The sequence below is a fragment of the Vibrio maritimus genome, assembly GCF_021441885.1.
GTDB classification, from domain to species: Bacteria; Pseudomonadota; Gammaproteobacteria; order Enterobacterales; family Vibrionaceae; genus Vibrio; species Vibrio maritimus_B.
In genome coordinates this window covers 1,446,666-1,468,808 of record NZ_CP090439.1, presented here as the reverse complement: position 1 = coordinate 1,468,808, position 22,143 = coordinate 1,446,666, and the positions used below count along the sequence as shown (strand labels likewise).

Sequence of the window (22,143 nt, the reverse complement as noted above, 5' to 3'; positions counted from 1 at the left end):
TATGAATGGTTTTAGTGTTGCTAAGACCATACGGCGAGGGCTAGAAACCCTCGCTGCCATCAGCTTACTTCTCATGATGTTGATAACGTTCGTTGATGTGACTGGTCGATACTTCTTTAACGCTCCCGTGATGGGGTCTACTGAGCTCATCGAAGTATTGCTCGCAGTGATGGTTTTTATGGCGTTTCCACTGGTGTCGTGGAATGAAGAAAATATATGTGTTGACCTGCTCGACAACTACTTCCCAGAGAAGTGGATTGGCGTGAGGCAGATTGTGATTAACCTCATCTGCAGCTGCTCGCTTATTTTGGTGGCAATGATGAACTGGAAGCTAGCCGGACGCTCTCTGGAATACGAAGAGGTCACCGAGATCCTTGAAATGCCACTAGGCTATGTCACTTATCTCATCTCCATTACCGGCTTTGTTGGTGGCGCACTTACAGGTTTCAACGCTCTGGTGTACGCAAAAGGCTTATTTAGCAAAAAGAGCCCTGCTCCAACCGTCAACACAAATAGCAAGGAGGCGTAAATGATTGAGTCAATTATAGGCTTTACTGCATTGATCATTATGGTATTTCTTCGCCTTCCTCTCGCGTTTGCGATGGGTGTGGTTGGATTTATCGGCTTTTGGTATATCAATGACTACAACTGGAATGCCGCCATGTCGATGGCAGCAAGACGCATCATCGATACCGGCCAAGACTACAGTCTTTCGGTCATTCCACTATTTATCTTAATGGGCAACTTCGTAACTAAGGCCGGTTTATCGAATGAGCTTTACCGTGCTTGTAATGCCTTTGTTGGACACAAGCGAGGCGGATTATCCATGTCGACGATTCTCGCCTGCGGTGGTTTCTCTGCCATCTGCGGGTCTAGTCTTGCAACCTCTGCCACCATGTCACAAGTGGCGATGCCACCAATGCGAAAGTACGGCTACTCTGATGGGTTAGCCGCCGCCTCTATCGCCGCAGGTGGCACACTCGGAATTCTGATCCCACCAAGTGTCATGCTGGTAATTTATGGTCTGCTCACTGAAAGCAGCATTCGCGAGTTGTTCGCAGCAGGTTTCTTACCGGGATTGCTTGGTATCGGGCTCTATCTTGCGGCAGTACAGTGGGTTGTATTCCGCTCCCCTGAAAGTGCGCCTCCTGGTGAGCGCATGCCTTGGGGTCAAAGATTTATCGCACTACGGGGCATCCTCTCAACGCTACTCCTATTCGTGCTTGTGATGGGAGGCATCTATGTGGGAGCCTTTACGCCAACGGAAGCAGCTGGTATAGGTGCAACAGGTGCATTTGCGCTCGCCGCATATCGACGCAAGCTCAACTATCAGGTGATGCGTGATATTTTGGTGGATACTGCAAAAACGTCCGCTTCACTCTTCGCTGTTGTCATTTGCGCGCTGATTCTGTCTAACTTTATTAACCGTGCTGGGCTGCCAACTGCCTTAGTGGAAATGATTCAAGCCGCTAACGTAACACCAATGATGGCGCTCGGTTTAATTCTACTGGTCTACATCATTCTAGGCTGCGTGTTTGAAAGTATGTCGATGATGCTACTGACGGTGCCAATCTTCTTCCCTGTCGTGGTTGAACTGGGCTTCGATCCTATCTGGTTTGGTATTGTTGTTGTCGTGGTAACGGAGATCAGCTTGATAACCCCACCAGTGGGTCTGAACGTATTTGTTCTCTCAGGCATTATCAAAGACATTAACACCGGTACCATTTTCAAAGGCGTGTTCCCATTTTGGGTAGCAGATATGGTTCGATTAGCCGTTATTGTTCTGGTACCTGCTATTGTGTTGTTCTTGCCTAACATGTTGTATTAAAAAGCAAAGTGGCTTTCCTTTGGGGAAGCCACTTTTTCATTTAGAGTAAAATATCTAGCTGTATTTATTGACAAATAAATCACCATATATCAATAGGATGACTTCATTTTATTTCTGATATATGGTTTATTAGTAGTAAGGAAATTATGAAGGTTAACTTAGTGACAAAATACGAAGATTCTCTGCCGCTCCAACTGATTAGAGCCAGAGACATCGCCATGGAATATTTCCGTCCCGTGCTGGCAAGTAACGACCTTACCGAGCAGCAATGGCGCGTTATGCGTGTATTGGACACCAAAGGCGAAATCGACTTCACTACCTTATCTCGCGAGTCTTGTATTCTCAGTCCCAGTCTCACTGGTATTATCAATCGACTCGAAAAGCTTGGTTATGTAGAGAAGAAGAAGTGCGAACACGACGGACGCAAGTCCTACATTCACCTAACTGCCAAAGCAGAAAGCTTGGTAGAACGCTTACGGCCACAAATTGAACAGCAATATGTCGCTCTAAAGGAGCGTATTGGAGAGGATCGTTATTCAGAGCTCTCTAACTTGCTTAACGAACTTATCGCAAGCAAACACTAAAACACCCGCTTATGCGGGTGTTTTCATTTTCAATCCTAGTTGGATTTTTAGCGGCTATGCCACTTCAGCAACCTTCACATCTGCTTGTAGATGTTTGAACTGACGGTCAAAATACATGAGCGCATCTTTATCTTGTGTCTTGATTGCCTCGACTTCTAAAAAGAACACCGTGTGCGTCCCCACCTCTTTCATATCACTGATGCGACCCTCAAGCGTGGTTAGTGCGCCGTTCAATACTGGTACCTGATGCTGGTTGAGCTTCCAACCTTCCAGCTCGAAACGCTCTTCCATCTCTAATCCTGTCATTCCAGCAAAGTGCATGGACATTTCCTGGTGTTCACTCGCACAGGTATTGATGCACATACGACCATTGCGCTTAAAGATATCGTTAGAAGCACTGGAGCGGTTCACACACACCAGCAAGGTTGCTGGGCTATCTGTAACTGAACACACGGCGGTAGCGGTAATTCCGATAGTTCCGGCTTCACCGCCCGTGGTTACAATGTTGACGGCTGCTGCGAGCTTCGACATCGCGTTACGAAATTCTTGTTGTAGAGACATGGTATCTTCCTTTTCGCTAGACTGAGTTTTGGCGCTTTGGAGAGCGCTCCCTGTTATGTGCTTTCATTGTGGTTTATTAACGCAGATTGGAACATAGACAGTTATCGTGTTCGCTTGTACTTTTCGCAGCAGTTGGAGTGATACATCGAGGGGATAAAAGTAAAGGAATAAGGTAGGTGAATGGATTCAATCATTTTCAGCCCCACAACCAACAAACCCACATGCTGAGCACATGGGCTTACTGTTATGAACAGCCTTTTGTTGTGACCAGACTAATCTCGATCAATGGCAAATGGAGACCAAGCTTGACGCGTCGGCATTACCTCAACTCTATTGATATTAATGTGCTCAGGAAGATTAGCGATATAAAACATATGTTCAGCAATGTCTTGAGCGCTAAGTGGTGTTGTACCTTTGTATAAGTTATCCGAGGCCGTTTGATCACCTTTGGTCCTTACCAAGGTAAACTCTGTTTCAGCAATTCCGGGAGCGAGATCTGTCACTCTTACACCGGTGCCTTGAAGGTCACAGCGCAGGTTGTAGCTAAACTGCTTAACAAATGCCTTACTTGCACCATAAACGTGGCTGCCTGGATAAGGCCATTGTCCTGCAATAGAGCCAACATTAATGATAGTTGTCCCCGCGCCTACTTCTATTAGCTTCGGCAGTAAGGCGTGGGTTACATTGACGAGCCCTGTGCAGTTAGTATCAATCATGGTGTGCCAATCGGATAGGTCCACATCTGCAGCGCCTTCTGGCGCCAGCGCTAATCCTGCATTATTGATAAGTGCGGTTATCTCTGAGAACTCACTCGGTAGGGATTCGACAGCCTCTTTCACAGCCGCTGCATCTCGTACATCCAACTGAATGACATGCGTTGGGACATCTAAACATTCCTTAAGATCTAACAATCTTTCCAAGCGTCTTCCCGATAACACTAGAGACCACCCCTCACTTGCAAATTTCTCTGCGGCTGCGCGTCCAAAACCAGAAGTTGCGCCAGTAATAAATGCAATTTTCTTCATCTTGCTGTTCCCTTTCAAAGTAAGTCCATATCAAAGTAAAAAAGTAACGAGCGCTAAACCCATTAAAATTGGAGCTGTAGTAAACCTTGGCGAGAGCTCAGGTAGCCATTGGTGCATCTTTTGCCCAAGCAAATTACCCACTAAAGCAAACGGCAGCAATGTAAGACCGACCAACATCAAATATCTATTAACCGCTCCAATTGCCGTTAACCCCACCAATGAGGTCAAAGCACTGACCATAAAAAAGACGATGGCTGTTGCCCTGAGCTCTTTGCTGCTCATCGTCAGATTCAACAAGTACAAAATAAGCGGTGGCCCACCAGCAGAACCTGCAGTCATACCAAACCCGGAGAACGCCCCTACTGCGAGTGAATATCGCTTGTCGAGCCAACGCAGCCTTAAATCCAGCATTATCAGCCCTCCCGCCGCCATAGACAGTCCGGCGATTAACATTTTCAAAGCCTCAGATGAAATCCAAGACACGACAAATAGCGAAAACGGCGTAGCGATAAGCATGCCTACTATCAACCTCTTGACTAGCGGTTTGTCTATCTCGGTATGCACACCCCGCAGCAAGCAAACGCTACTAAGTAGGTCCAGCGTTATGGCGATAACAATCGACTCAATCGGTGTAAAAACAAAGTTCAAACAAAGAGCCGCAATGACCGCAAAACCAAATCCGGAATAGCCACGTACCACTCCTGCAAAAACGATCAGTACCGACGCGATCCCTATCTCAATCCATGCCATGACGATGCTGTTCCAAATACTGACCTCAAATCTCAATACTGATGCGCTGTGTGTTTTCAATGTAAATAGATTGCGTTTGGTGCCATAGAGCCAGTTTGAAGAATCCTCTAGGGCAGACAGGTGCTGGAATTACTGACCCACGACTTTTTTGAAACTGACACTACTTCCATAACGCCATTTCTCGCCAAGATAGCTGTACTGCTCGCGATTCAGGAGCGATGTTATTGCACAGGAGAGAAAAATGGATTTGTTATCATCTGAAATTACTAACCAAGACGTTATTGAACTGGATAAACACGTCTTCCATTCTTGGTCAGTTCAAGAGAGTGCGACGCCCATCGCGATTGCTAATGGGCAAGGCTGCACTATGTGGGATTTTGACGGAAAAGAGTATTTGGACTTTAGCAGCCAGTTGGTTAACACCAATATCGGTCATCAACACCCTAAGGTGATTGAGGCGCTAAAGAATCAGGCAGATACGCTAGCAACCATAGCGCCAGCTACTGCCAACTTCACTCGCGGTATGGCGGCCAAACGCATTCTTGAGCGTGCGCCCGCTAGCTTCAAAAAGGTATTCTTCACCAATGCGGGTGCCGATGCTAACGAGAACGCCATTCGTATGGCAAGGCAGTTTACCGGGCGAGACAAAGTGCTTTCGGCGTACCGCTCCTATCACGGTAACACTGGGTCAGCGATCGCAGCTACCGGGGACTTTAGACGAGTGCCGAATGAGTACAGTCGTGGTCACGTGCACTTCTTTAATCCTTATCTCTACCGTACCGAGTTTAACTCGACATCCGAACAAGAAGAATGCGAACGCGCACTTGCTCACCTAAAGCGAGTCATTGAGTGCGAAGGACCAAACTCAATTGCCGCCATTATTCTTGAAACCATCCCAGGAACGGCTGGATTTCTATTGCCCCCGGAAGGTTACTTACAAGGTGTGCGTGACATCGCGACGCAACATGGCATTCAACTGATCTTCGATGAAGTGATGGTCGGCTTCGGACGCACTGGCAAATGGTTTGCGTTTGAACACTTCAATGTGACGCCTGATCTTGTGACCTTTGCTAAAGGGGTCAACTCTGGATATGTACCAGTAGGTGGCGTGATGGTTAGCGAAGCTATCTGCGAGTTCTTTAAGTCCGAATTCTTTATGGGCGGACTGACCTACTCAGGCCATCCACTTGCCATGTCGACGATTGTTGCTGCAATCGATGCAATGGAAGAAGAAGGCATCATTCACTACGCCGATGAGATCGGAAACTCATTGCTCGGCCCTTCGTTAATGGCATTGTACGACCAGCGCAGCGTCATTGGTAATATTCGAGGTAAAGGGATGTTTTGGGCGGTAGAGCTCGTTGAAGACAAATCAACCAAAGAGCCGCTGTGTAATGCGAAGATGGGACTCATCAAGCAAAAACTCACAGAGCGAGGACTGCTGACCTTTATCGTCAACAACCGAATTCATGTCACCCCACCGCTGATCATCAAGCCAAACGAGATCAAACATGGTGTCGCTATTATTGACGAAGTCTTAGCTGAATTCGATTAACAAAAAGCAATAAGTGCCAAGCTATTCGCTTGGCACTTATCTTTCAATCTCACAAAGCTATTAGCTCACCAAACTAGGAGGGCGTTACCTTAGACCATCAAACGCTTTTGCAAGCTCAATAATACCGGGTTGTATTAGCGCTTTATCAATGGAATGAAAACCCAACCTAAAATAGCGATTCGCATCATTGCTCATCAGCGTATTAGACATTGTCGATTGATCACCTAAATCGGGCTGAGATGCCGTCATAAAGTGCGAATACCCGGTTTCCACTAATACCCCATGTTGTGCTGCGCGCGAAACAAGTCTTTGGCTGCTTATCTTGTCGGGAGTTTGCAACCATAGAGCGTTGCTCAGTTCATTCTTGGCAAGTCTGTCGCAGTATGGAATGTGTTTTGATACTGCATCATTGATAATATCCCAGCGCTGTCGGGTGTTTTCACGAAAACGACGTACAAAGCTATCGTAGTAGCCTTGAGCGATGAAATGCGCCATCTCCATCTGTAATCGAGTCGGTGGATGACGAAACATCAACCGGCGCAGCGCTCTCAACTCATAAATAAGCTCCTCTGGAGCGACAATGAACCCAAGTCTGAGTCCTGGCGCGAGGATTTTCGAGAAGCTACTTACGTATATCACTCTACCGGACTTGTCTTGCGCTTTTAATGCCGGTGCAGGGTTGAGCTCAAAGTTACTGTTGGAGTCGTAGTCATCTTCAATAACGATGGCGTCGTTACGCTGCGCAAGTTCCAATAGCTCTTTTCGACGCTGCTGGCTCATCGTTACTCCCGTTGGCGCTTGATGACTAGGCGTTACATAGAAATAGTCGCACATAGAAGAGAGAGAGTTTGGTTTCAAACCTTCATCGTCAACTTGATGTGGATGCAACTGCGCACCTGCCAATCCGAAAATATTGTACGCCTCTTTATAACCAGGGTTCTCAACACCCACCCTTGAATCACGATTCATCAGCAACTGAGACAACAAATAGAGACCATTTTGAGATCCAATGGTAATCAAAATCTCATCATTGCTAGCATGAATGCCCCTTTGCGGTAGAACACGAGTTCGTATCTGTTCAACGAGCAGTTCCACATCCTTATCGACCTTGTCACAGAGCCATCCATGATCGTGGGAGTCCGCAATTACCTTTCTTGTGGCCTCTCTCCAGTGTGATAATGGAAAATCATTAATATAGGGCTGACCATAAATAAACGGATACTTATAGCAACTCCAATGTGTCGGTTTTACAATTCTTGGAAATTGGTGGGTATTCACCTTTATTTTATCGTCCCAATTTGGTGCAGCGTCTGCACTATTATCTGCACTTAGCTCTATATTCACAGCACTCTCTTGCGAGCTTTCTTTATAGCCATCAGATAAATAATACCCACTTCTTGGACGACTAATTAGATAACCATCGTCTAGCAGACTCTCATACACCAAAGAGACAGTATTCCTCGAAACTTTCAGTTGCTGGGACAGCTTACGACAAGATGGGAGCGCCTGTTCAGGCGAGAAGATCCCCGACAAAATCGCTTTCACCAGGTATTCACGAACTTGCTCCTGCAAGCTTCTGGTTGAATCAAACTCAATAAAACACTGATAATCCACGGCCACAACTTAACCCCTCCAGAAATACATTACGACGACTAACTGTTAATTAAGAGAGCAAGAAATAGACCACAACAACTGTGGGTATTATTTGTTTACAAACTGCAGCTGTCCCATACCGATTTTAAAATTGGCTCTAACTCCGAATGGTTACAAATATCTAAAGTGAATGTGTTCAAAGAAAACGTTCACAATATTGAAAAGGATGGATATATGGGACATGGAAAGCAGATTAAAAAATGGTTCTCAGTCGCGGCAATTGCATTAGCAATAGGCTCTTCAGCTAGCGCCGTCAGTGCCGACCTTCCACAGGTTTTGGAGTCGGGCGTACTAAAGGTGGCGACAGAGGATAACTACTCACCGTTTAACTACATCGCGAAAGGTCAACCAAGCGGCATCAACAAAGATCTTCTCGATGAGCTTCGCGAATACGCAAAGTTTGAGGTCAAGCAAGATATCCTACCTTGGACAGGCCTACTCGCTTCTGTTTCTGCGGGTCAGTATGACTTGGCTTTGACTGGCGCTATCGTCACCGATGCAAGGCTTCAAGTTTTTGACTTCACTCCCCCTATCGCTTCTGCCCAGCATTACTTCCTTGCGAGAGCAAAAGATGACTCGATATCTGGCGTATCAGACTTAGACGGGAAAACAGTAGGCCTTCAAGCCGGTAGCGCTCTGCTAGAGCGTCTCCCTGAGCTTAAAACTATGCTTGAGGCTGAGGGCAAATCTTTGGGTCGAGTGGTTGAATATCAATCTTACCCAGAAGCCTATGCCGATCTCGCAAATGGACGCGTTGACTATGTCATTAACAGCATCGTTTCCGTCAATGAGGTAGTGAAGACTAAGTCGAAGGTGTTTAAGAAGGGTGAAGCGGTATCTGGTCCTGGTTTCGTAAGCTGGCCCGTACCAAAACAAAATCCAGAACTCTTGGCGTACCTAACGGACTTTTTCAAACACCTCAAAGAAACGGGACGATTAGCTGAGCTCCAAGAGAAATGGTTCGGCGAATCCTTTGATGACCTGCCAATCGAGCCAATCACAACAGTTGAACAATACCACTCATTAACTGCAGTAAATCCTAGCTAAACGATGACCTAAGCAAGTGGGCTTGTCATGTAACTGCAAGCCCACATTCCTAAACAATCTTTTTGGAGGTGCATACATTATGGATTACTACGCATGGATGCAGTTATTAGAAGGCGCGTGGACGACCGCTTGGATCTCCCTTGTTTCTATCGCTTTGGGCGTTGTCATAGGGCTTATGATTGCTCTGGTTAGAATGGCGAAAGTACCTTTCTTAGACCAGTTTCTGGGCGTCTACGTCAGTTGGGCGCGAGCGACACCACTGGTCACGTTAGCCTTGTTTATTTTCTTATCATTCCCATCATTTGGCATCAATCTAGACAAACACCTATCCGCTATCTTATGTCTCACACTCAATACGTCCGCGTTCAACGCTGAAATCTGGCGCAATGCGTTTCTCAACTTTTCAAATGGACAAAAAGAAGCCGCCGAAGCGATTGGCATGTCTCGATTGGTTTACTTTCGCCGCATTATGTTCCCACAGATGGTGATCGTTAGCCTACCCGCGCTTGTGAATGAAATGTCTTTCTTAATCAAAGGCAGCCCAGCCATTGCCGTCATTGGTGTGGTAGACCTAACACGCGTAACTAACCGTATCGCAGCCGTCACTTATGAACCTCTAGGACCAATACTCTGCGCTGCTGTCCTATATATGTGCATCATCGGCTTACTGATAAAGCTTCAACATATGGCTGAGCAAAAAGCCAGTAACTTAGCCGCGTAGGAGGAAACAGTATGAACGAATGGCAAATCATTTGGGATCAACGCGAGATCTTTACCTACGGCCTATTTACGACAGTCATGCTGTTTGTGTCTGCATCAACGATAAGCTTTTTTATGGGATTAGCACTTCTAAGCGTGCTTGAAAATGGCAGCAAAGGTCTAAGCTACTGCGTGCGAGGTAGTATCAACATTATGAGGACGCTGCCGTTTCTTATTCTCGCTTACCTACTCTATTACGGCTTACCACAAGTAGGCATTCGCATGGATGCTATCACCGCCGGTCTCGTTTCACTGTGTTTGTACCACAGCACCTATTTCTGCGAAATATTCCGTGGTGTCAGAAAGGACATGGATGAGGGCTACATAGAAGCGGCCAAGTCCTGTGGCTTCTCGAAGTTTAAGATTTTCACTCGAGTTATTGCACCGAACGTGTTGTTTAAGTCCATTCCACTCATTGCGAATCAACTCATTATCTGTCTCAAGGATACGGCATTTTTGAGCATCATTACCGTCAGCGAGATCACCGCTGCTGCGAACAGCATTCAATCTACCTACTTTATCCCACTCAACGCCTTTATCGTCGCGATTGGTTTGTATTGGATGGTCAGTATCGCAGTGGAACAAGTAACCAAATTAGCACTTAGCAAAGTGCAACAACGAGGGCTAAGTCATGCTTAAACAATCAGTTGAAACTACTCCAGACATCCCACTCAGCACATTTAAAGAAAGCGCGGAGCTGCACATCGTTGACACCGTTGAGCACCAAGAAACGCCATTGATTGACACCACCCAAGATGAGAAAGATTCAATCATCAAAATCATTAATCTCTCGAAGCAGTTTGACGGAATCGAAGTGCTTCGAGATATCAACCTCAATATACAAAAAGGCGAAGTCGTCAGTATTCTCGGTTCATCGGGCTCAGGTAAATCTACCTTATTGCGCTGCATTAACTGGCTTGAGCAGCCGGAGCGAGGGTTTATCTACGTTGGCGACGAACGTATCGGTGTGAATGCCGAAACTAACAGGCCAGCCAAATACAAAGAGCTCGCCAAGATGCGACAACGCGTCGGCATGGTATTTCAAAGCTTCAATTTATGGCCGCACCTTACCGTTAAGCAAAACGTGATGGAAGCGCTCATTCATGTGAAAAAGTGGTCGAAGTCCGACGCAGAGAGCATGGCGGAAACACAACTAGAGAAAGTTGGCATGTCACACAAACTCGACAGTTACCCAAGCATGCTATCGGGAGGACAGAAGCAGCGCGTGGCTATTGCTCGCGCATTAGCAATGGAGCCTGAGGTACTGCTCTTCGATGAGCCAACGTCAGCTCTTGACCCAGAGCTCGTAGAGGAAGTACTAACGGTTATGCAAAAGCTCTCTAAAGAGGGCTATACCATGGTCATCGTCACCCATGAGATGGATTTCGCTCGACAAGTTTCTGATCAAGTAGTGTTTTTGGAAAAAGGCATATTGATTGAGAAAAATCCCCCAGAAAAATTCTTTACCGACCCAGATTCCACTCGAGTAAGACAGTTTTTGAAACTCGATGCGAGCTAACTCGCCCTCGAAAATCGGAGAGCCTTGCTCTCCGATTTTCTCTCTTCTATCCCTTGGCTCTCATCGAACCTTCGATACTTATCACTGCTAAATCGCCATCCCATATACGTCAGCCAATGTCCCTACAAAATTTATCAAACATTGCAAAACTAGGCGCTAGAGCACAATTTCACGTTCTGAATATTTCGCTAACTCCTGAACAATGATATCTACCTTATAAAAATGTATGACAATAATATAAAAGGGGTTAACTCATGAAAAATAAGCTTATCTCTACTGCTGTGTTGCTTGCTATCTCTTCCATGGCGAGTGCAAATGTTCAGTTTTCGAATCCTGAAGGTAAACTAGGTGAACCTGCAGATTACCCTCAATACAGCAATGTGTTATCGGCTTCTGAGCTGCAAATCTCTGATCCTGATGGAAAGAAAGGCAACAAAGAATACTTTGCGCTCGACAACAACTATTCAGGTATTGTGAACAACAATTTCTATGTCGACAAAACGAGTGAAGCTTTGGTCTTCAAGATGAAGAATGACCACCTTCGTAATGAGTTGAGAGTACAAGAAAACTTCCGTACTGATCTTCCAAATGAGTTCTATACACTCAGCTCAAAAGTTGAAATCGTGAACCCTGAAGCAGCGATGGAAAACTCGAAATCCAAGCAGAACGAAATCACCTTCTTGCAAGTTCATAACAAAGGTCTGGACGACCTAGGCACACACAATGTTCCGCACCCACTTCTTCGTGTTGTGTGGAAGCAAGACAATAACGGCGTTCAAGGGCACTACTGGGCTATCGTGAAAAACAATGCGGTAATTTGCAAAGGCTCGATGGGCAAGAAAAACAAAGACAAAGAGATGTGCCAATCTGACGTTGCGTACTCTCAGATTGACTTAGGTAAAGCGCCTGTTGGTGAAACAACTGAGTTTGACATCACCGTTGGCAACAAGATCCTTGCGGTCGATGTAAATGGCGAGAGAAAAATGGAGAAGGACATCGATTATTGGCGTCATCTTCTCAGCTACTTTAAAGCAGGTGTCTACAATCAGTTTACCGATGGCGAAAGTGAAGCTCACTTCTACAAGCTAGAGTACACTGAACACAAAGGCTAATGTCGTAACTCATTCAAACCCAACCAAGCCTCTTATGCATGAGTTTAAAAGGCTTGGTTGAGCTATTTACAACGTTATGGCGGAAAGCGCAGTTACTTTTCACGACTTCCAATAACTACTCCCATACCACAATACCGTGTCTATCTATCGTCCCTACTCGGTCCCGAGTAATAAATTGAACTCTATGATACTGAACATCGATGGCTTTAAAGCCTGTCTCTAGCATTAGGCTTGCAAGTTTTCGGATAGCCATTGGGCTGAAATGTGTCATTGTGCGCCTCCCTTAGTGTCTTTGATGGACTAAAGTTAGCTTGATAGCAGCAAGATCAAAAATCGTTCTTGTAGGATGCGACCCTTCGTTTTAGCCATATTGGGGCAAACGCTTGCTTCGTTTATGTTCGAAAATCTAAAGCCGAATAAAATTGACTGAAAAACGAATATTTACTATCGAAAAACCACAAAAGCTCTGATACCTTTACGCCATCAAAAAAGACCCCCAGATTGACTAGACGGACCTATGCCTTCCACTCAAACCATCAAGAAAATCGTCGATATTGGTGACACGCTTCATCGAAGCGGCTGTGCTCCCTACAAAGTAGAGAAATACGCTCAACATTACGCCCAAAAGCACGGGGTTGACGTCATGGTCCAAGCGACGCCAACGGCAATCAACTACCAGTTTCCCGATAAAAACAATACGGTGGTTTTGAAGCGCTTAAAGCCAGCATCAATCAACCTCAGCCTACTCGCTAACACTATTATTCGCATCAATCAGCCAAGTAATGAGCCGGTTCCAGAACCTGTTGGTTATCCGAAATGGATCGTAGCGCTTGCCAATATGGGCATACCGCCCGCTTATCTGATGCTGGTAGGTAGCACTCTCGAAGCAATTGCCTTTTCTATGTTGCTGGGTTTAATGGTATGGGTTTGTCAGTTAGTTTATCGTGGCCGCAACGCTATCGCGGTTGAGTTTATCTCAGCACTGCTAACGGGTGTTTTGGTTGCGTTTATTGCCAGTACTGGCGCCGCAATACCGATATGGGCGCTCTGTATTGCGAGTGTGGTGCTTTTTGTGCCTGGGCTTTCCATTGCCAACTCGCTCGAATGTTTGGCCTTTAATGATTTGGTGTCAGGGACCGCGCTTTTGGGTCAAAGTGCCCTAACGCTCATCAAACTCTTTATCGGCGTGATGATGGGACTAAATATAGGCGAAGCCTTTTGGGGACAAACCGACTCTATCTCTTACACCAACGAAGTTCCGCTATGGCTGCATTGCTTTGGCCTGTTACTCATCTCCACCTCTATCGGCGTGATATTCAACGCAAGACCGAAAGATATCTTATTGGGATTGCCGGTAGCAGTACTCGGAATGTGGGGACCGTTTTATCTTGGTTTTGAAAGTGGTTGGGTTGTTGGAACTTGGGTCACGACAGTACTTATTACCCTCTATGGCACCTGGGTAGCTAAGCGTCTGGACCTCACAGGTTCTATTTATATTGTTCAAGGCATCATTATTTTGGTACCAGGCAGTCGAGTAATGGTGAGCGCCAGCCAGTCGGTTTTTGAACAATCGATTCTACCGATACCTAATATCGGTTTATCCGCATTATTTATGTTCTCAGCAATTGTGGCAGGACAAATTACCGCATACTCAATATATTCGCCTAAAATAGAGAGGTAGTGTCCACTTTATTTGGTAATTCTATAAAAACCGCTAGCGCTTCAAAATACTAATAATGTTTGCACAATCTTTACAAAACATTATTTCGAAGCGCTAAATAATGTTTTATATCAATACGTTACAAGCTTTGCACGTTTGTTGACCTAGCGTCAAAAATTTATCTTCGCGTTTGAAAATGTCATGTAAGTGACACCTAAAAACGAGCTGCACTTCAAATATTCAGACAAATTGTAATTGCAGCTCTTTGACTTACCTAAGAACTCGCTTATATTCGTGACTGGCTAGAAAAAAAAGTTACATTGTTTACAAGTAGCATTCGTTGAATTCTCGTGATTCCCCCGACGCGTTGTACGCAATAGCAATTTCCTTTTCACGCTATAGCTGCCGGATTGGCAATAAAGAAACAAAAGATAGTAGAAAATTTTAGGATATAAGTATGTCTAACACAGTTACTGGTACAGTTAAGTGGTTCAACGAAACTAAAGGCTTTGGCTTCATTCAACAAGAGAACGGTCCAGACGTTTTCGCTCACTTCAGCAACATCAAAGCAGACGGTTTCCGTACGCTTACTGAAGGTCAGAAAGTTGAATTTCGCGTGACTCAAGGTCAAAAAGGACCTCAAGCGGAAGAAATCCAACCAGTCTAAGTACTCGCTTCCAGTACATTCTGATAAATAGCCAGCTCAGCTGGCTATTTTTGTATCAGTTAGCACATGTGCGCCCCTTTGTTAGTGTCCTTTTACCCATAGACGCGTACTATAGGCATTAATGCAATCAAATATCCCCAGAGCAATCTCATGGCTTTAAAACCAACTATTTACAAATTTCGTGTCGCATTGACAGACATGAATCGCGATTATTACGACTCTTTGAATCTTACCGTCGCTCTACACCCATCAGAGAATGAGCAGCGCATGATGGCAAGGCTAATGGCATTCTGTCTTAACGCCTCTACTGAGCTCCAGTTCACCAAAGGGCTGTCCACCATTGAAGAGCCTGATATTTGGGAAAAATCTTTGGACGACCAAACACTAGTATGGATTGATATCGGCGAACCTGATGTCGATCGTGTGAAGAAAGCGACTCGCCTTTCAAAGAAAACGAAGGTATATAGCTTCAACACCAAAAGCGATGTTTGGTGGCAACAAAACCAAGGCAAGTTTGGCTATCTAGATGCAAGCATCTTCCGCTTTAACAATGAATCTATCGAGGCGCTAGCAGGTCTTGTATCTCGCACTATGGATCTATCGGTAATGATTACCGGCACGTCGCTGTTTGTCGATGCCGAAGGCGGTTCTGTTGAGGTAACAGTCGAGGAACTTCAGGACAAATGATTGAGCTAAGGAAAGCACTAGCAGAAATCCAAATCGACAAACTGGCGATTGTTGCAACGCACACTGACGCGCTCAATAATTTATGTGAACGTGAAAGTATGCTGTTTGCCAGAGCCCAAGAAAACAAACCTGACAACGCTCCGTCGGATCTGTTGCTAGGCTTGTTCACTAAGCTCAATGTCGAAGCGCTTTCCTCATTAAATGCTCACCTTGATCAGGTTCAAGCGATGCAAGCGGCCATTGAAGAGCAAGTCGGCAGAAAGCACGCAGAGTCCTTCAAACTGCCAGTGGTCGAAGAACTCATGTTGGTCACTCATATTTGGGTTTATGTTCAGGGCTATCTTGGGTTGGATTACAGCCTAGCAAACGATCATGCCATGCAAACCAGTGAAACGCTGAGCCCACTCGTTGGGTTGAGCGTGGATGAAATTCGAACTCAGTTTACCCAGAGTTACTATCAAGGCTACCGCGAATTTGAAGCTAAAAAACCACCATCTTCCGGTTGGAAGCGGTGGTTTGAAAGGTGGTTTAATTAACGACTTATAGGTTCGCGTGTGGACCAAATACTTCGTAGTGAACGCGAGAGCGGTCCACATCTAACGCATCTAATTGCTGAACCATAGCATCCATAAAGGCAATCGGACCACAGATGTAGAACTCACCGAAGTGCACTGGCAATGTCTCTTTCATCGAGTTGAGATCCATCAGCCCTTTCGCCGATTCGTTCTCAGTTTGCTTTGGCTCACGGTACCAAACTTTTTGATTCCAACCTTTCGCGGATACGATCGTCGCGACTTCATCGACAAAGGAATGCTGCTGTTCGTGTTCACAAGCATGCAGATACGTGACGGTTTCGGTCTTGTCGTCTTGTGATAGTTTCTGCAAAATCGCCTGCATCGGTGTACAGCCCACACCAGCGGAAATCAATACTACTGGTTTGTCGGTTTCTTTGTAGAAGAAATCACCCGCAGGCGGCATGACATCGATAACGTCCCCTACATTAACACTGTCGTGTAAGTAGTTAGACACAAGACCATTATCGTAAGAGTCCGATAGCTCGCGTTTTACCGAGATACGGTAGTTGCTGCCCGTTGGCGCTTGGGACAACGAATACTGACGAATTTCAACGTGTTCACTATTGGTTGGCTTCACCTGAACACCCAGATACTGCCCTACTTCATAGCCAAGAACTTTACCGCCATCTTCTGGTTGAAGCACAAAGCTAGTCACCAACTCAGACTCTGGGGTTTTCTCCGCAACAACAAAGCGACGCGTACCACGCCAGCCACCCAGCGCTTTTTCACGTAACTGATATAACTCTTCTTCACGGTCAATAAAGATTTGCGCCAGGAAAAGATACGCTTCGGTCCATGCCTCTTCCACTGGTTGAGTGAATGCATCAGGAGCCAGTTCTCGTAGCGTCTCAATCAAGTGATGTCCCACGATCTGGTAATGTTCTGCTTTGATATTGAAACTGGTGTGCTTATGCGCGATGCGTTCTACTGCTGTGGTAAGTGCGGCTAGGTTTTCAATGTTTTTTGCGTATGCCGCTACCGCTTCGAATAGCGCGACACTTTGACGACCAGTTTTCTGGTGCGTCATGTTAAAGATATCTTTCAGCTCTGGATTGTGAGAAAACATTCTTTGATAGAAATGTTGAGTCAATGCAGGTCCTGCTGATTCCAATAGAGGAATGGTGCTTTTGATGATCTCAATATGTTGGTTGTTTAGCATAGTCGCTCCCTAGAAGGCTTAATAGTACTACTTATCGTTTTTATGATATTTTTAATAATAGGCTGAATTGTTGAACACATTGTGTGCACTTCAACAACTGAATATATGATTGCATGGTTTGTGCCAATTTTAGAAACACCGTAGTTATTGGTTTTATTGGTAATTTCCTTCTATTAAAAAGTCAAAATGACTCCTTTTCTTTATGTCTAAATGACACTAAAATGAGCTCTTCACTCATTTCGACTCGCTATCCGTTTTTATGCAAGATATCTCCACTTCTAGCCTTATCGATCTCACTGTTGGTCTTGCCAGCAGCAGCAACGATCAAGAGCGCTTCGATTCGCTTCTCAATACTATACGTAAAACCATTCGATGTGATTGCGTTGCCTTGCTCTCTATGCAGGGAGACACACTCGTACCTCTCGCTATGCAAGGACTGGCTCGAGACACCCTAGGACGAAGGTTCGTCATTCAAGAACACCCTAGATTCGCTGAAATATGTGCTGCCACCAGCCCAGTTATCTTTGACGCTGATAGTGAGTTGCCCGATCCGTTTGATGGTTTACTGATTGATCATCATGGCGATCTACCTATGCACTCGTGTATGGGGCTTCCATTGATTTTTGGCGAGAAAATGCTCGGTGCGCTGACGCTAGATAGCCTCGCCCCGAATGCGTTTGAAGACATTCCACAGCGTAGTCTTGAAGTATTGTCCGCGGTTGCTGCTTCTACGCTAAAAATGGCACTGACGTTTTCTCAACTCGAGTATCAAGCAAAGCAGTCAAAACAGCTTCTCGAAGAGCTCAATGTTGAAGCCTGGGAGCGAGACGGTGGTGAAATGATTGGTAACAGCGAGCCAATGTTAGCCCTCAAATCCGACATTGAGATCGTCGCTCCCTCTGATTTCAATATCCTTATCCACGGTGAAACGGGCGTTGGTAAGGAGCTCGTCGCTCGTACCCTACACTACCAATCGACACGACGACAGCAGCCTTTGGTCTACGTGAACTGTGCGGCAATTCCTGAGAACTTGATTGAAAGCGAACTGTTTGGTCACGTTAAAGGTGCGTTTACCGGAGCGGACAAAAACCGAATGGGTAAATTTGCGCTAGCAGACGGCGGTACATTATTCCTTGATGAAATCGGTGAACTGCCGCTTGCCGCACAAAGTAAACTGTTACGAGCACTGCAAAACAATGAGATTCAACCTGTCGGTAAAGACCAGATCCAGAAGATCAACGTGCGTGTTCTAGCGGCAACAAACCGAGACCTAAAAGCAGAAGTCGACAACGGTAAGTTCCGCGCCGATTTATACCATCGACTCAGTGTTTACCCGATTTCTGTGCCGCCACTAAAGGAGCGCCACGGAGATATCGAGCTTCTCACCGGCTTCTTCTTAGAGCAAGCTCGAAGAAAGCTTGGCATATCGCAGATAAAAATGAGCCCCAATGCCGTCACGCACCTCAACCGTTATTCTTGGCCGGGCAATGTGCGCGAGCTAGAGCATGTGATTAACCGAGCTGCACTCAAGGCAAAAGCGCGCTCGATGGGCAAGAAAGTTGTCACTGTCAACATAGACGATTGTGGACAGTTCGATGATGATGTCTCAACCCCCGCGCCTAAGACATCGTCAAAAAACACCTTGGTTGTCGATACCACTAAAGGCATCCGAGAAGCGACCGAAGAGTATCAACGTGCCCTTATCACCGATGCTCTATTAAGTGCCGATTACAATTGGGCGAAAGCAGCGCGAACCTTGCAAACTGACCGCGCGAACCTAATTCGACTCTCTAAACGTCTAGGACTAAGTGTTACCAAACGTCACACACTCTCTCGAGACTAGAGTTAAACGTATCAGTAAAGTGAAAGAGGTGTTAATATTCTGCGGTGTGATGCGTGTTCATCACACCCTATAACAACCATAAAGCTCAACGTATTAAAGATAAGAAAGGTAGTTATGAAGTTTATTCGCATTATCTTAGGAAAGATCATCCTTCTACTTAACTTCGTATTTTCACCACGCGGTGTAAAGCGCAGCGAAGAAGCCCAAAAGCAAGCAGATAAAAAAGCATCAACCATGCAACTTTACCAATTCGAGGCATGTCCCTTTTGTGTAAAAGTTCGCCGTGAAATGAAGCGCCAATCGGTAAACATCGCTTTGAAAGACGCTAAGAACGACAACATCGCTCGAGAAGAACTATTGGCCGGTGGTGGTCGAGTTAAGGTGCCATGCCTAAAGATTACTGAAAATGGTAAAGAGACATGGATGTACGAGTCATCTGATATCGTTACCTATCTTCAGAAAGAGTTTGCGTAGTTAAAATCATGCAACCATAGATAATTAAGGGTGTCACTCTACTGAGTGACACCCTTTTTAGTTTCTAACCGATCCTATGATGTACGCTATTTAGCTGTGAGCTCTAGTTCGTTTTGACTTAAATATCTATGATTGCAAAAGTAGAACGCGCTAATCCAGTGAAGCACCAAGCTTGAATCCTGAGGTTTGTTAATCTGCTCTAACGCATCAAAGTAATGATTTTCTGTGATTAAAGAACGTCGTTTTTCAATTAGAAGCCGAGTAAATTCGGCGCTGAATTCAGGGTGCCCTTGCACCGTCAAAATATGATTGTCCTTTGCCAGCATGAAGTTGGGACAGAAGTCATTAGTCGCCAAGACTTTCATGCCGCTGGGTACTATAACCACTTGGTCTTGATGGCTTACTAACATTCTTAAAGAATCGACGGATAGATTCATCCATTTCTTTTGAGAAGTAATGCTCACTTCGTAGCTGCCAAGCCCCCAACCTTTACTCGATTTTTCAACCTTGCCACCCAATGCACGAGCAATTAACTGATGACCAAAACAAATCCCTACTAGCGGCTTATGGCGGGCTTCACAGCTTACTATCCAGTCACACAGTGCCAGAATCCAAGGATCGTCATCGTAAGCGTTCATCACACTGCCCGTGATGATAAATCCGTGGCATGAATCCAAGTCCGGCAACTCGCCTTTTGTTGCGTCAAAATTAGCAAACTCGAAGGTGTTATCTACCGCTCCAAGATTTGCAGAAATCATATCTGCATATTGACCACTTTCGTCACTTAGTGGTGGGTCTACATGTCCACAAGTTAATATCCCTATTCTCATTGCTCACCTATATCACTGTTAGCACACAAATTTTTCCTTCCATTTGAGTATAGAAGCCACTGCAGCGATTGCCATTGCGAGTGGTGCTTTTCACTTTCAGTGACGGTTCTCTAATACCAAAGCTAGTGTTAAACTTAGCGCCAACATGTCATGTATTAAAAAGGTAAAACAATGAACCCAATTATTGCCCTATTGAAAGAGAACAATATTGGCGACGCTCAGATCAACGAGATTTTCGAGACTCTCACTCAAAACCCACTAGCGGCGATGGCGACCATCAGCCAGCTTGGTCTGCCTCAAGACAAACTACAGCTTCTTATGGGTCAAGTTATGCAAAACCCTAACCTAATCAAAGAAGCGGTTGAAGAGCTAGGACTAGACTTCTCTAAAGTTGAAGCAGCGAAAGAGCAGTTGAACAAGTAGTCTTTATGCGTCAAGGCGTTGTAGTTTCGAAACACCTTGACGCCTACCTATAACTACAACGACACCTAATCTCTTACTGCCTTCTTCAGCCTCCAAAATAGTAGAATCACCATGTACCAACTAAGCGTTAACCTTGAAGACTTCCTCGCCAAGTATTGGCAAAAGCAACCCACTATTATCAAAGGTGGATTCGCTGCCTTTATCGATCCTATTTCTCCAGAGGAGATTGCAGGGCTTTCGATGGAAGAAGAGATCGACTCTCGATTTGTGTCGAATGCTAACGAGCAATGGCAGGCAGAGCATGGCCCATTCTCTGAAGACAAATTTGCCGACCTTGGCGCGAGCCACTGGTCTCTGATTGTTCAAGCGGTTAACCATTGGCATGCAGGCGCTGCCGAACTCGTCGAACCATTCAAGGCACTTCCTCAGTGGCTGTTTGACGATCTCATGATCAGCTATTCGGTCAAAGGGGGTGGCGTAGGGCCACACATAGATCAATACGACGTGTTCATTGTTCAAGGCTCTGGTAAACGCCATTGGCGAGTAGGCACTAAAGACGTTGGTCAGTACAAAGAGACCAAGCGTCATGAGGCGCTTCGTCAAATTGAATCATTCGATGCCATCATTGATGATGTGCTCGAGCCTGGCGATATTTTATATATCCCACCCGGTTTCCCACACGATGGTTATGCGTTGGAGCCATCAATGAGCTACTCAGTTGGCTTTCGTTCACCAAAAGAACAAGAGCTAATCGGTAACTTTGCAGACTACGTTCTCGCCCACGATTATGGTGATGTGCACATGCACAAACCAGAGCTTTCGACTCAAGAACACTTCGGTGAAATAACCTCCGGAGATCGAGAGACTCTGACTAAGATGCTGACCTCAGCACTTGAAAATGAAACCACAGTTAAAGACTTTCTTGGCTGCATGTTAAGCCAGTCTCGTCACCAATTGAATATTATTGAACCAGACACTAAATGGACGTCGGAAGAAGTAGCTGAGCATCTTTCACAGGGTGGTGAGCTATATAAAGTAGCTGGCCTAAGAGCCTTAGTTCATGAGGACGAACCGACTATGGTGTACATCAATGGTGAGGTTTTCAAACTGGCTGAGTCACAGGTTTGGTTAGCACGCGCATTGACCAATGAAGAGGTTCTTGTTGACGTTGAACCTAATACTCACGTTGTTCCTCTGATTACCGAGTTACTCAACAAGGGGTACTGGTACGCAGAATAATCCATAGCGTAACTCGTCTACATACTTAAAAAATGGCGCTCTCAAGAGCGCCATGATATTGCAATGTATGTCGTTTAACACCGTATCCGACCAATATCTAATGCGGACACACGGTAACATCCTCTTCTACTTCAACCAGATTTCTTAACTAGCATTAGCTTATCTAATTCAACTCATTAACAGAGTTATATCT

General features: G+C 45.5%; 24 protein-coding genes. 17 read left to right on the top strand and 7 right to left on the bottom strand.

The window, feature by feature from the left end; translation table 11 throughout:
- Position 1: 1 nt before the first annotated feature.
- From LY387_RS22980 to hpaR, 3 genes are all read left to right on the top strand, one after another.
- Positions 2-529 (top strand): TRAP transporter small permease, encoded by a 528-nt coding sequence (locus LY387_RS22980; RefSeq protein WP_128650473.1) that lies wholly within the window; start codon positions 2-4, stop codon positions 527-529.
- The gene (locus LY387_RS22975) at positions 530-1,828 is read left to right on the top strand and encodes a TRAP transporter large permease (RefSeq protein ID WP_234496498.1); all 1,299 of its coding nucleotides are present in this window, start codon (positions 530-532) and stop codon (positions 1,826-1,828) included.
- Positions 1,829-1,974: 146 nt separating this feature from the next.
- Positions 1,975-2,412 (top strand): homoprotocatechuate degradation operon regulator HpaR, encoded by a 438-nt coding sequence (gene hpaR / locus LY387_RS22970; RefSeq protein WP_234496497.1) that lies wholly within the window; start codon positions 1,975-1,977, stop codon positions 2,410-2,412.
- A gap of 54 nt (positions 2,413-2,466) precedes the next feature.
- Here hpaR and hpaC read toward each other — a convergent pair whose 3' ends face one another.
- From hpaC to LY387_RS22955, 3 genes are all read right to left on the bottom strand, one after another.
- On the bottom strand, positions 2,467-2,973 hold the full coding sequence (gene hpaC, locus LY387_RS22965; protein WP_234496496.1) for a 4-hydroxyphenylacetate 3-monooxygenase, reductase component: 507 nt from the start codon (positions 2,971-2,973) through the stop codon (positions 2,467-2,469).
- A gap of 272 nt (positions 2,974-3,245) precedes the next feature.
- Positions 3,246-3,998 carry an SDR family NAD(P)-dependent oxidoreductase gene (locus LY387_RS22960; RefSeq protein ID WP_234496495.1) on the bottom strand — a complete coding sequence of 251 codons (753 nt, stop codon included), beginning with the start codon at positions 3,996-3,998 and terminating at the stop codon, positions 3,246-3,248.
- Between the two features lie 30 nt (positions 3,999-4,028).
- Positions 4,029-4,748, bottom strand: a complete 720-nt coding sequence (locus tag LY387_RS22955; protein ID WP_234496494.1) for a sulfite exporter TauE/SafE family protein — start codon at positions 4,746-4,748, stop codon at positions 4,029-4,031.
- Positions 4,749-4,989: 241 nt separating this feature from the next.
- On the opposite strand from LY387_RS22955, the gene LY387_RS22950 reads away from it, so the two are divergent.
- Positions 4,990-6,303, top strand: coding sequence for an aspartate aminotransferase family protein (locus LY387_RS22950; RefSeq protein WP_234496493.1), 1,314 nt, complete (start codon positions 4,990-4,992; stop codon positions 6,301-6,303).
- A gap of 84 nt (positions 6,304-6,387) precedes the next feature.
- Here LY387_RS22950 and LY387_RS22945 read toward each other — a convergent pair whose 3' ends face one another.
- Complete coding sequence (locus LY387_RS22945; RefSeq protein ID WP_234496492.1) at positions 6,388-7,923, bottom strand: PLP-dependent aminotransferase family protein; 1,536 nt, start codon at positions 7,921-7,923, stop codon at positions 6,388-6,390.
- 207 nt (positions 7,924-8,130) lie between these two features.
- Here LY387_RS22945 and LY387_RS22940 point away from each other — a divergent pair, with 207 nt between their 5' ends.
- The 5 genes from LY387_RS22940 to LY387_RS22920 all read left to right on the top strand — a co-directional run bounded on the left by LY387_RS22940 (position 8,131) and on the right by LY387_RS22920 (position 12,393).
- Positions 8,131-9,003, top strand: coding sequence for a transporter substrate-binding domain-containing protein (locus LY387_RS22940; RefSeq protein ID WP_234496491.1), 873 nt, complete (start codon positions 8,131-8,133; stop codon positions 9,001-9,003).
- Between the two features lie 79 nt (positions 9,004-9,082).
- Positions 9,083-9,724: an amino acid ABC transporter permease gene (locus tag LY387_RS22935; RefSeq protein WP_234496490.1), complete on the top strand. Its 642-nt coding sequence runs from the start codon at positions 9,083-9,085 to the stop codon at positions 9,722-9,724.
- Between the two features lie 11 nt (positions 9,725-9,735).
- Positions 9,736-10,401 carry an amino acid ABC transporter permease gene (locus LY387_RS22930; protein WP_234496489.1) on the top strand — a complete coding sequence of 222 codons (666 nt, stop codon included), beginning with the start codon at positions 9,736-9,738 and terminating at the stop codon, positions 10,399-10,401.
- On the top strand, positions 10,394-11,281 hold the full coding sequence (locus LY387_RS22925) for an amino acid ABC transporter ATP-binding protein (protein WP_326492005.1): 888 nt from the start codon (positions 10,394-10,396) through the stop codon (positions 11,279-11,281). Before LY387_RS22930 ends, LY387_RS22925 begins: the two co-directional genes overlap by 8 nt.
- Positions 11,282-11,535: 254 nt before the next feature.
- Positions 11,536-12,393 (top strand): polysaccharide lyase family 7 protein, encoded by an 858-nt coding sequence (locus LY387_RS22920; protein ID WP_234496488.1) that lies wholly within the window; start codon positions 11,536-11,538, stop codon positions 12,391-12,393.
- A gap of 115 nt (positions 12,394-12,508) precedes the next feature.
- On the opposite strand, the gene LY387_RS22915 is transcribed toward LY387_RS22920, so the two are convergent.
- Positions 12,509-12,664: a hypothetical protein gene (locus tag LY387_RS22915; RefSeq protein ID WP_234496487.1), complete on the bottom strand. Its 156-nt coding sequence runs from the start codon at positions 12,662-12,664 to the stop codon at positions 12,509-12,511.
- 246 nt (positions 12,665-12,910) lie between these two features.
- On the opposite strand from LY387_RS22915, the gene LY387_RS22910 reads away from it, so the two are divergent.
- The 4 genes from LY387_RS22910 to LY387_RS22895 all read left to right on the top strand — a co-directional run bounded on the left by LY387_RS22910 (position 12,911) and on the right by LY387_RS22895 (position 15,943).
- The gene (locus LY387_RS22910) at positions 12,911-14,074 is read left to right on the top strand and encodes a threonine/serine ThrE exporter family protein (RefSeq protein ID WP_234496486.1); all 1,164 of its coding nucleotides are present in this window, start codon (positions 12,911-12,913) and stop codon (positions 14,072-14,074) included.
- Between the two features lie 436 nt (positions 14,075-14,510).
- Positions 14,511-14,720, top strand: coding sequence for a cold-shock protein (locus LY387_RS22905; protein ID WP_042470128.1), 210 nt, complete (start codon positions 14,511-14,513; stop codon positions 14,718-14,720).
- Between the two features lie 150 nt (positions 14,721-14,870).
- A complete protein-coding gene (locus tag LY387_RS22900; protein WP_234496485.1) occupies positions 14,871-15,407 on the top strand; it encodes a YaeQ family protein in 537 nt (178 codons plus the stop codon).
- Positions 15,404-15,943 (top strand): hypothetical protein, encoded by a 540-nt coding sequence (locus LY387_RS22895; RefSeq protein ID WP_234496484.1) that lies wholly within the window; start codon positions 15,404-15,406, stop codon positions 15,941-15,943. Before LY387_RS22900 ends, LY387_RS22895 begins: the two co-directional genes overlap by 4 nt.
- Positions 15,944-15,947: 4 nt before the next feature.
- Here the strand turns inward: LY387_RS22895 and hmpA are convergent, their stop codons facing one another.
- Positions 15,948-17,141, bottom strand: coding sequence for an NO-inducible flavohemoprotein (gene hmpA / locus LY387_RS22890; RefSeq protein ID WP_234496483.1), 1,194 nt, complete (start codon positions 17,139-17,141; stop codon positions 15,948-15,950).
- A 259-nt stretch (positions 17,142-17,400) separates the two neighbouring features.
- Here hmpA and norR point away from each other — a divergent pair, with 259 nt between their 5' ends.
- Both norR and LY387_RS22880 read left to right on the top strand, forming a co-directional pair.
- Positions 17,401-18,984: a nitric oxide reductase transcriptional regulator NorR gene (norR, locus tag LY387_RS22885; protein WP_234496482.1), complete on the top strand. Its 1,584-nt coding sequence runs from the start codon at positions 17,401-17,403 to the stop codon at positions 18,982-18,984.
- Between the two features lie 114 nt (positions 18,985-19,098).
- On the top strand, positions 19,099-19,458 hold the full coding sequence (locus LY387_RS22880; RefSeq protein WP_234496481.1) for a glutaredoxin family protein: 360 nt from the start codon (positions 19,099-19,101) through the stop codon (positions 19,456-19,458).
- Between the two features lie 86 nt (positions 19,459-19,544).
- Here the strand turns inward: LY387_RS22880 and LY387_RS22875 are convergent, their stop codons facing one another.
- Entirely contained in the window at positions 19,545-20,288 is a 744-nt protein-coding gene (locus tag LY387_RS22875; RefSeq protein WP_234496480.1) for a type 1 glutamine amidotransferase, read from the bottom strand.
- A gap of 171 nt (positions 20,289-20,459) precedes the next feature.
- Here LY387_RS22875 and LY387_RS22870 point away from each other — a divergent pair, with 171 nt between their 5' ends.
- Positions 20,460-20,711: a DUF2999 family protein gene (locus LY387_RS22870; protein WP_042470114.1), complete on the top strand. Its 252-nt coding sequence runs from the start codon at positions 20,460-20,462 to the stop codon at positions 20,709-20,711.
- Between the two features lie 111 nt (positions 20,712-20,822).
- Positions 20,823-21,950, top strand: a complete 1,128-nt coding sequence (locus tag LY387_RS22865; RefSeq protein WP_234496479.1) for a cupin domain-containing protein — start codon at positions 20,823-20,825, stop codon at positions 21,948-21,950.
- Positions 21,951-22,143 lie beyond the last annotated feature (193 nt).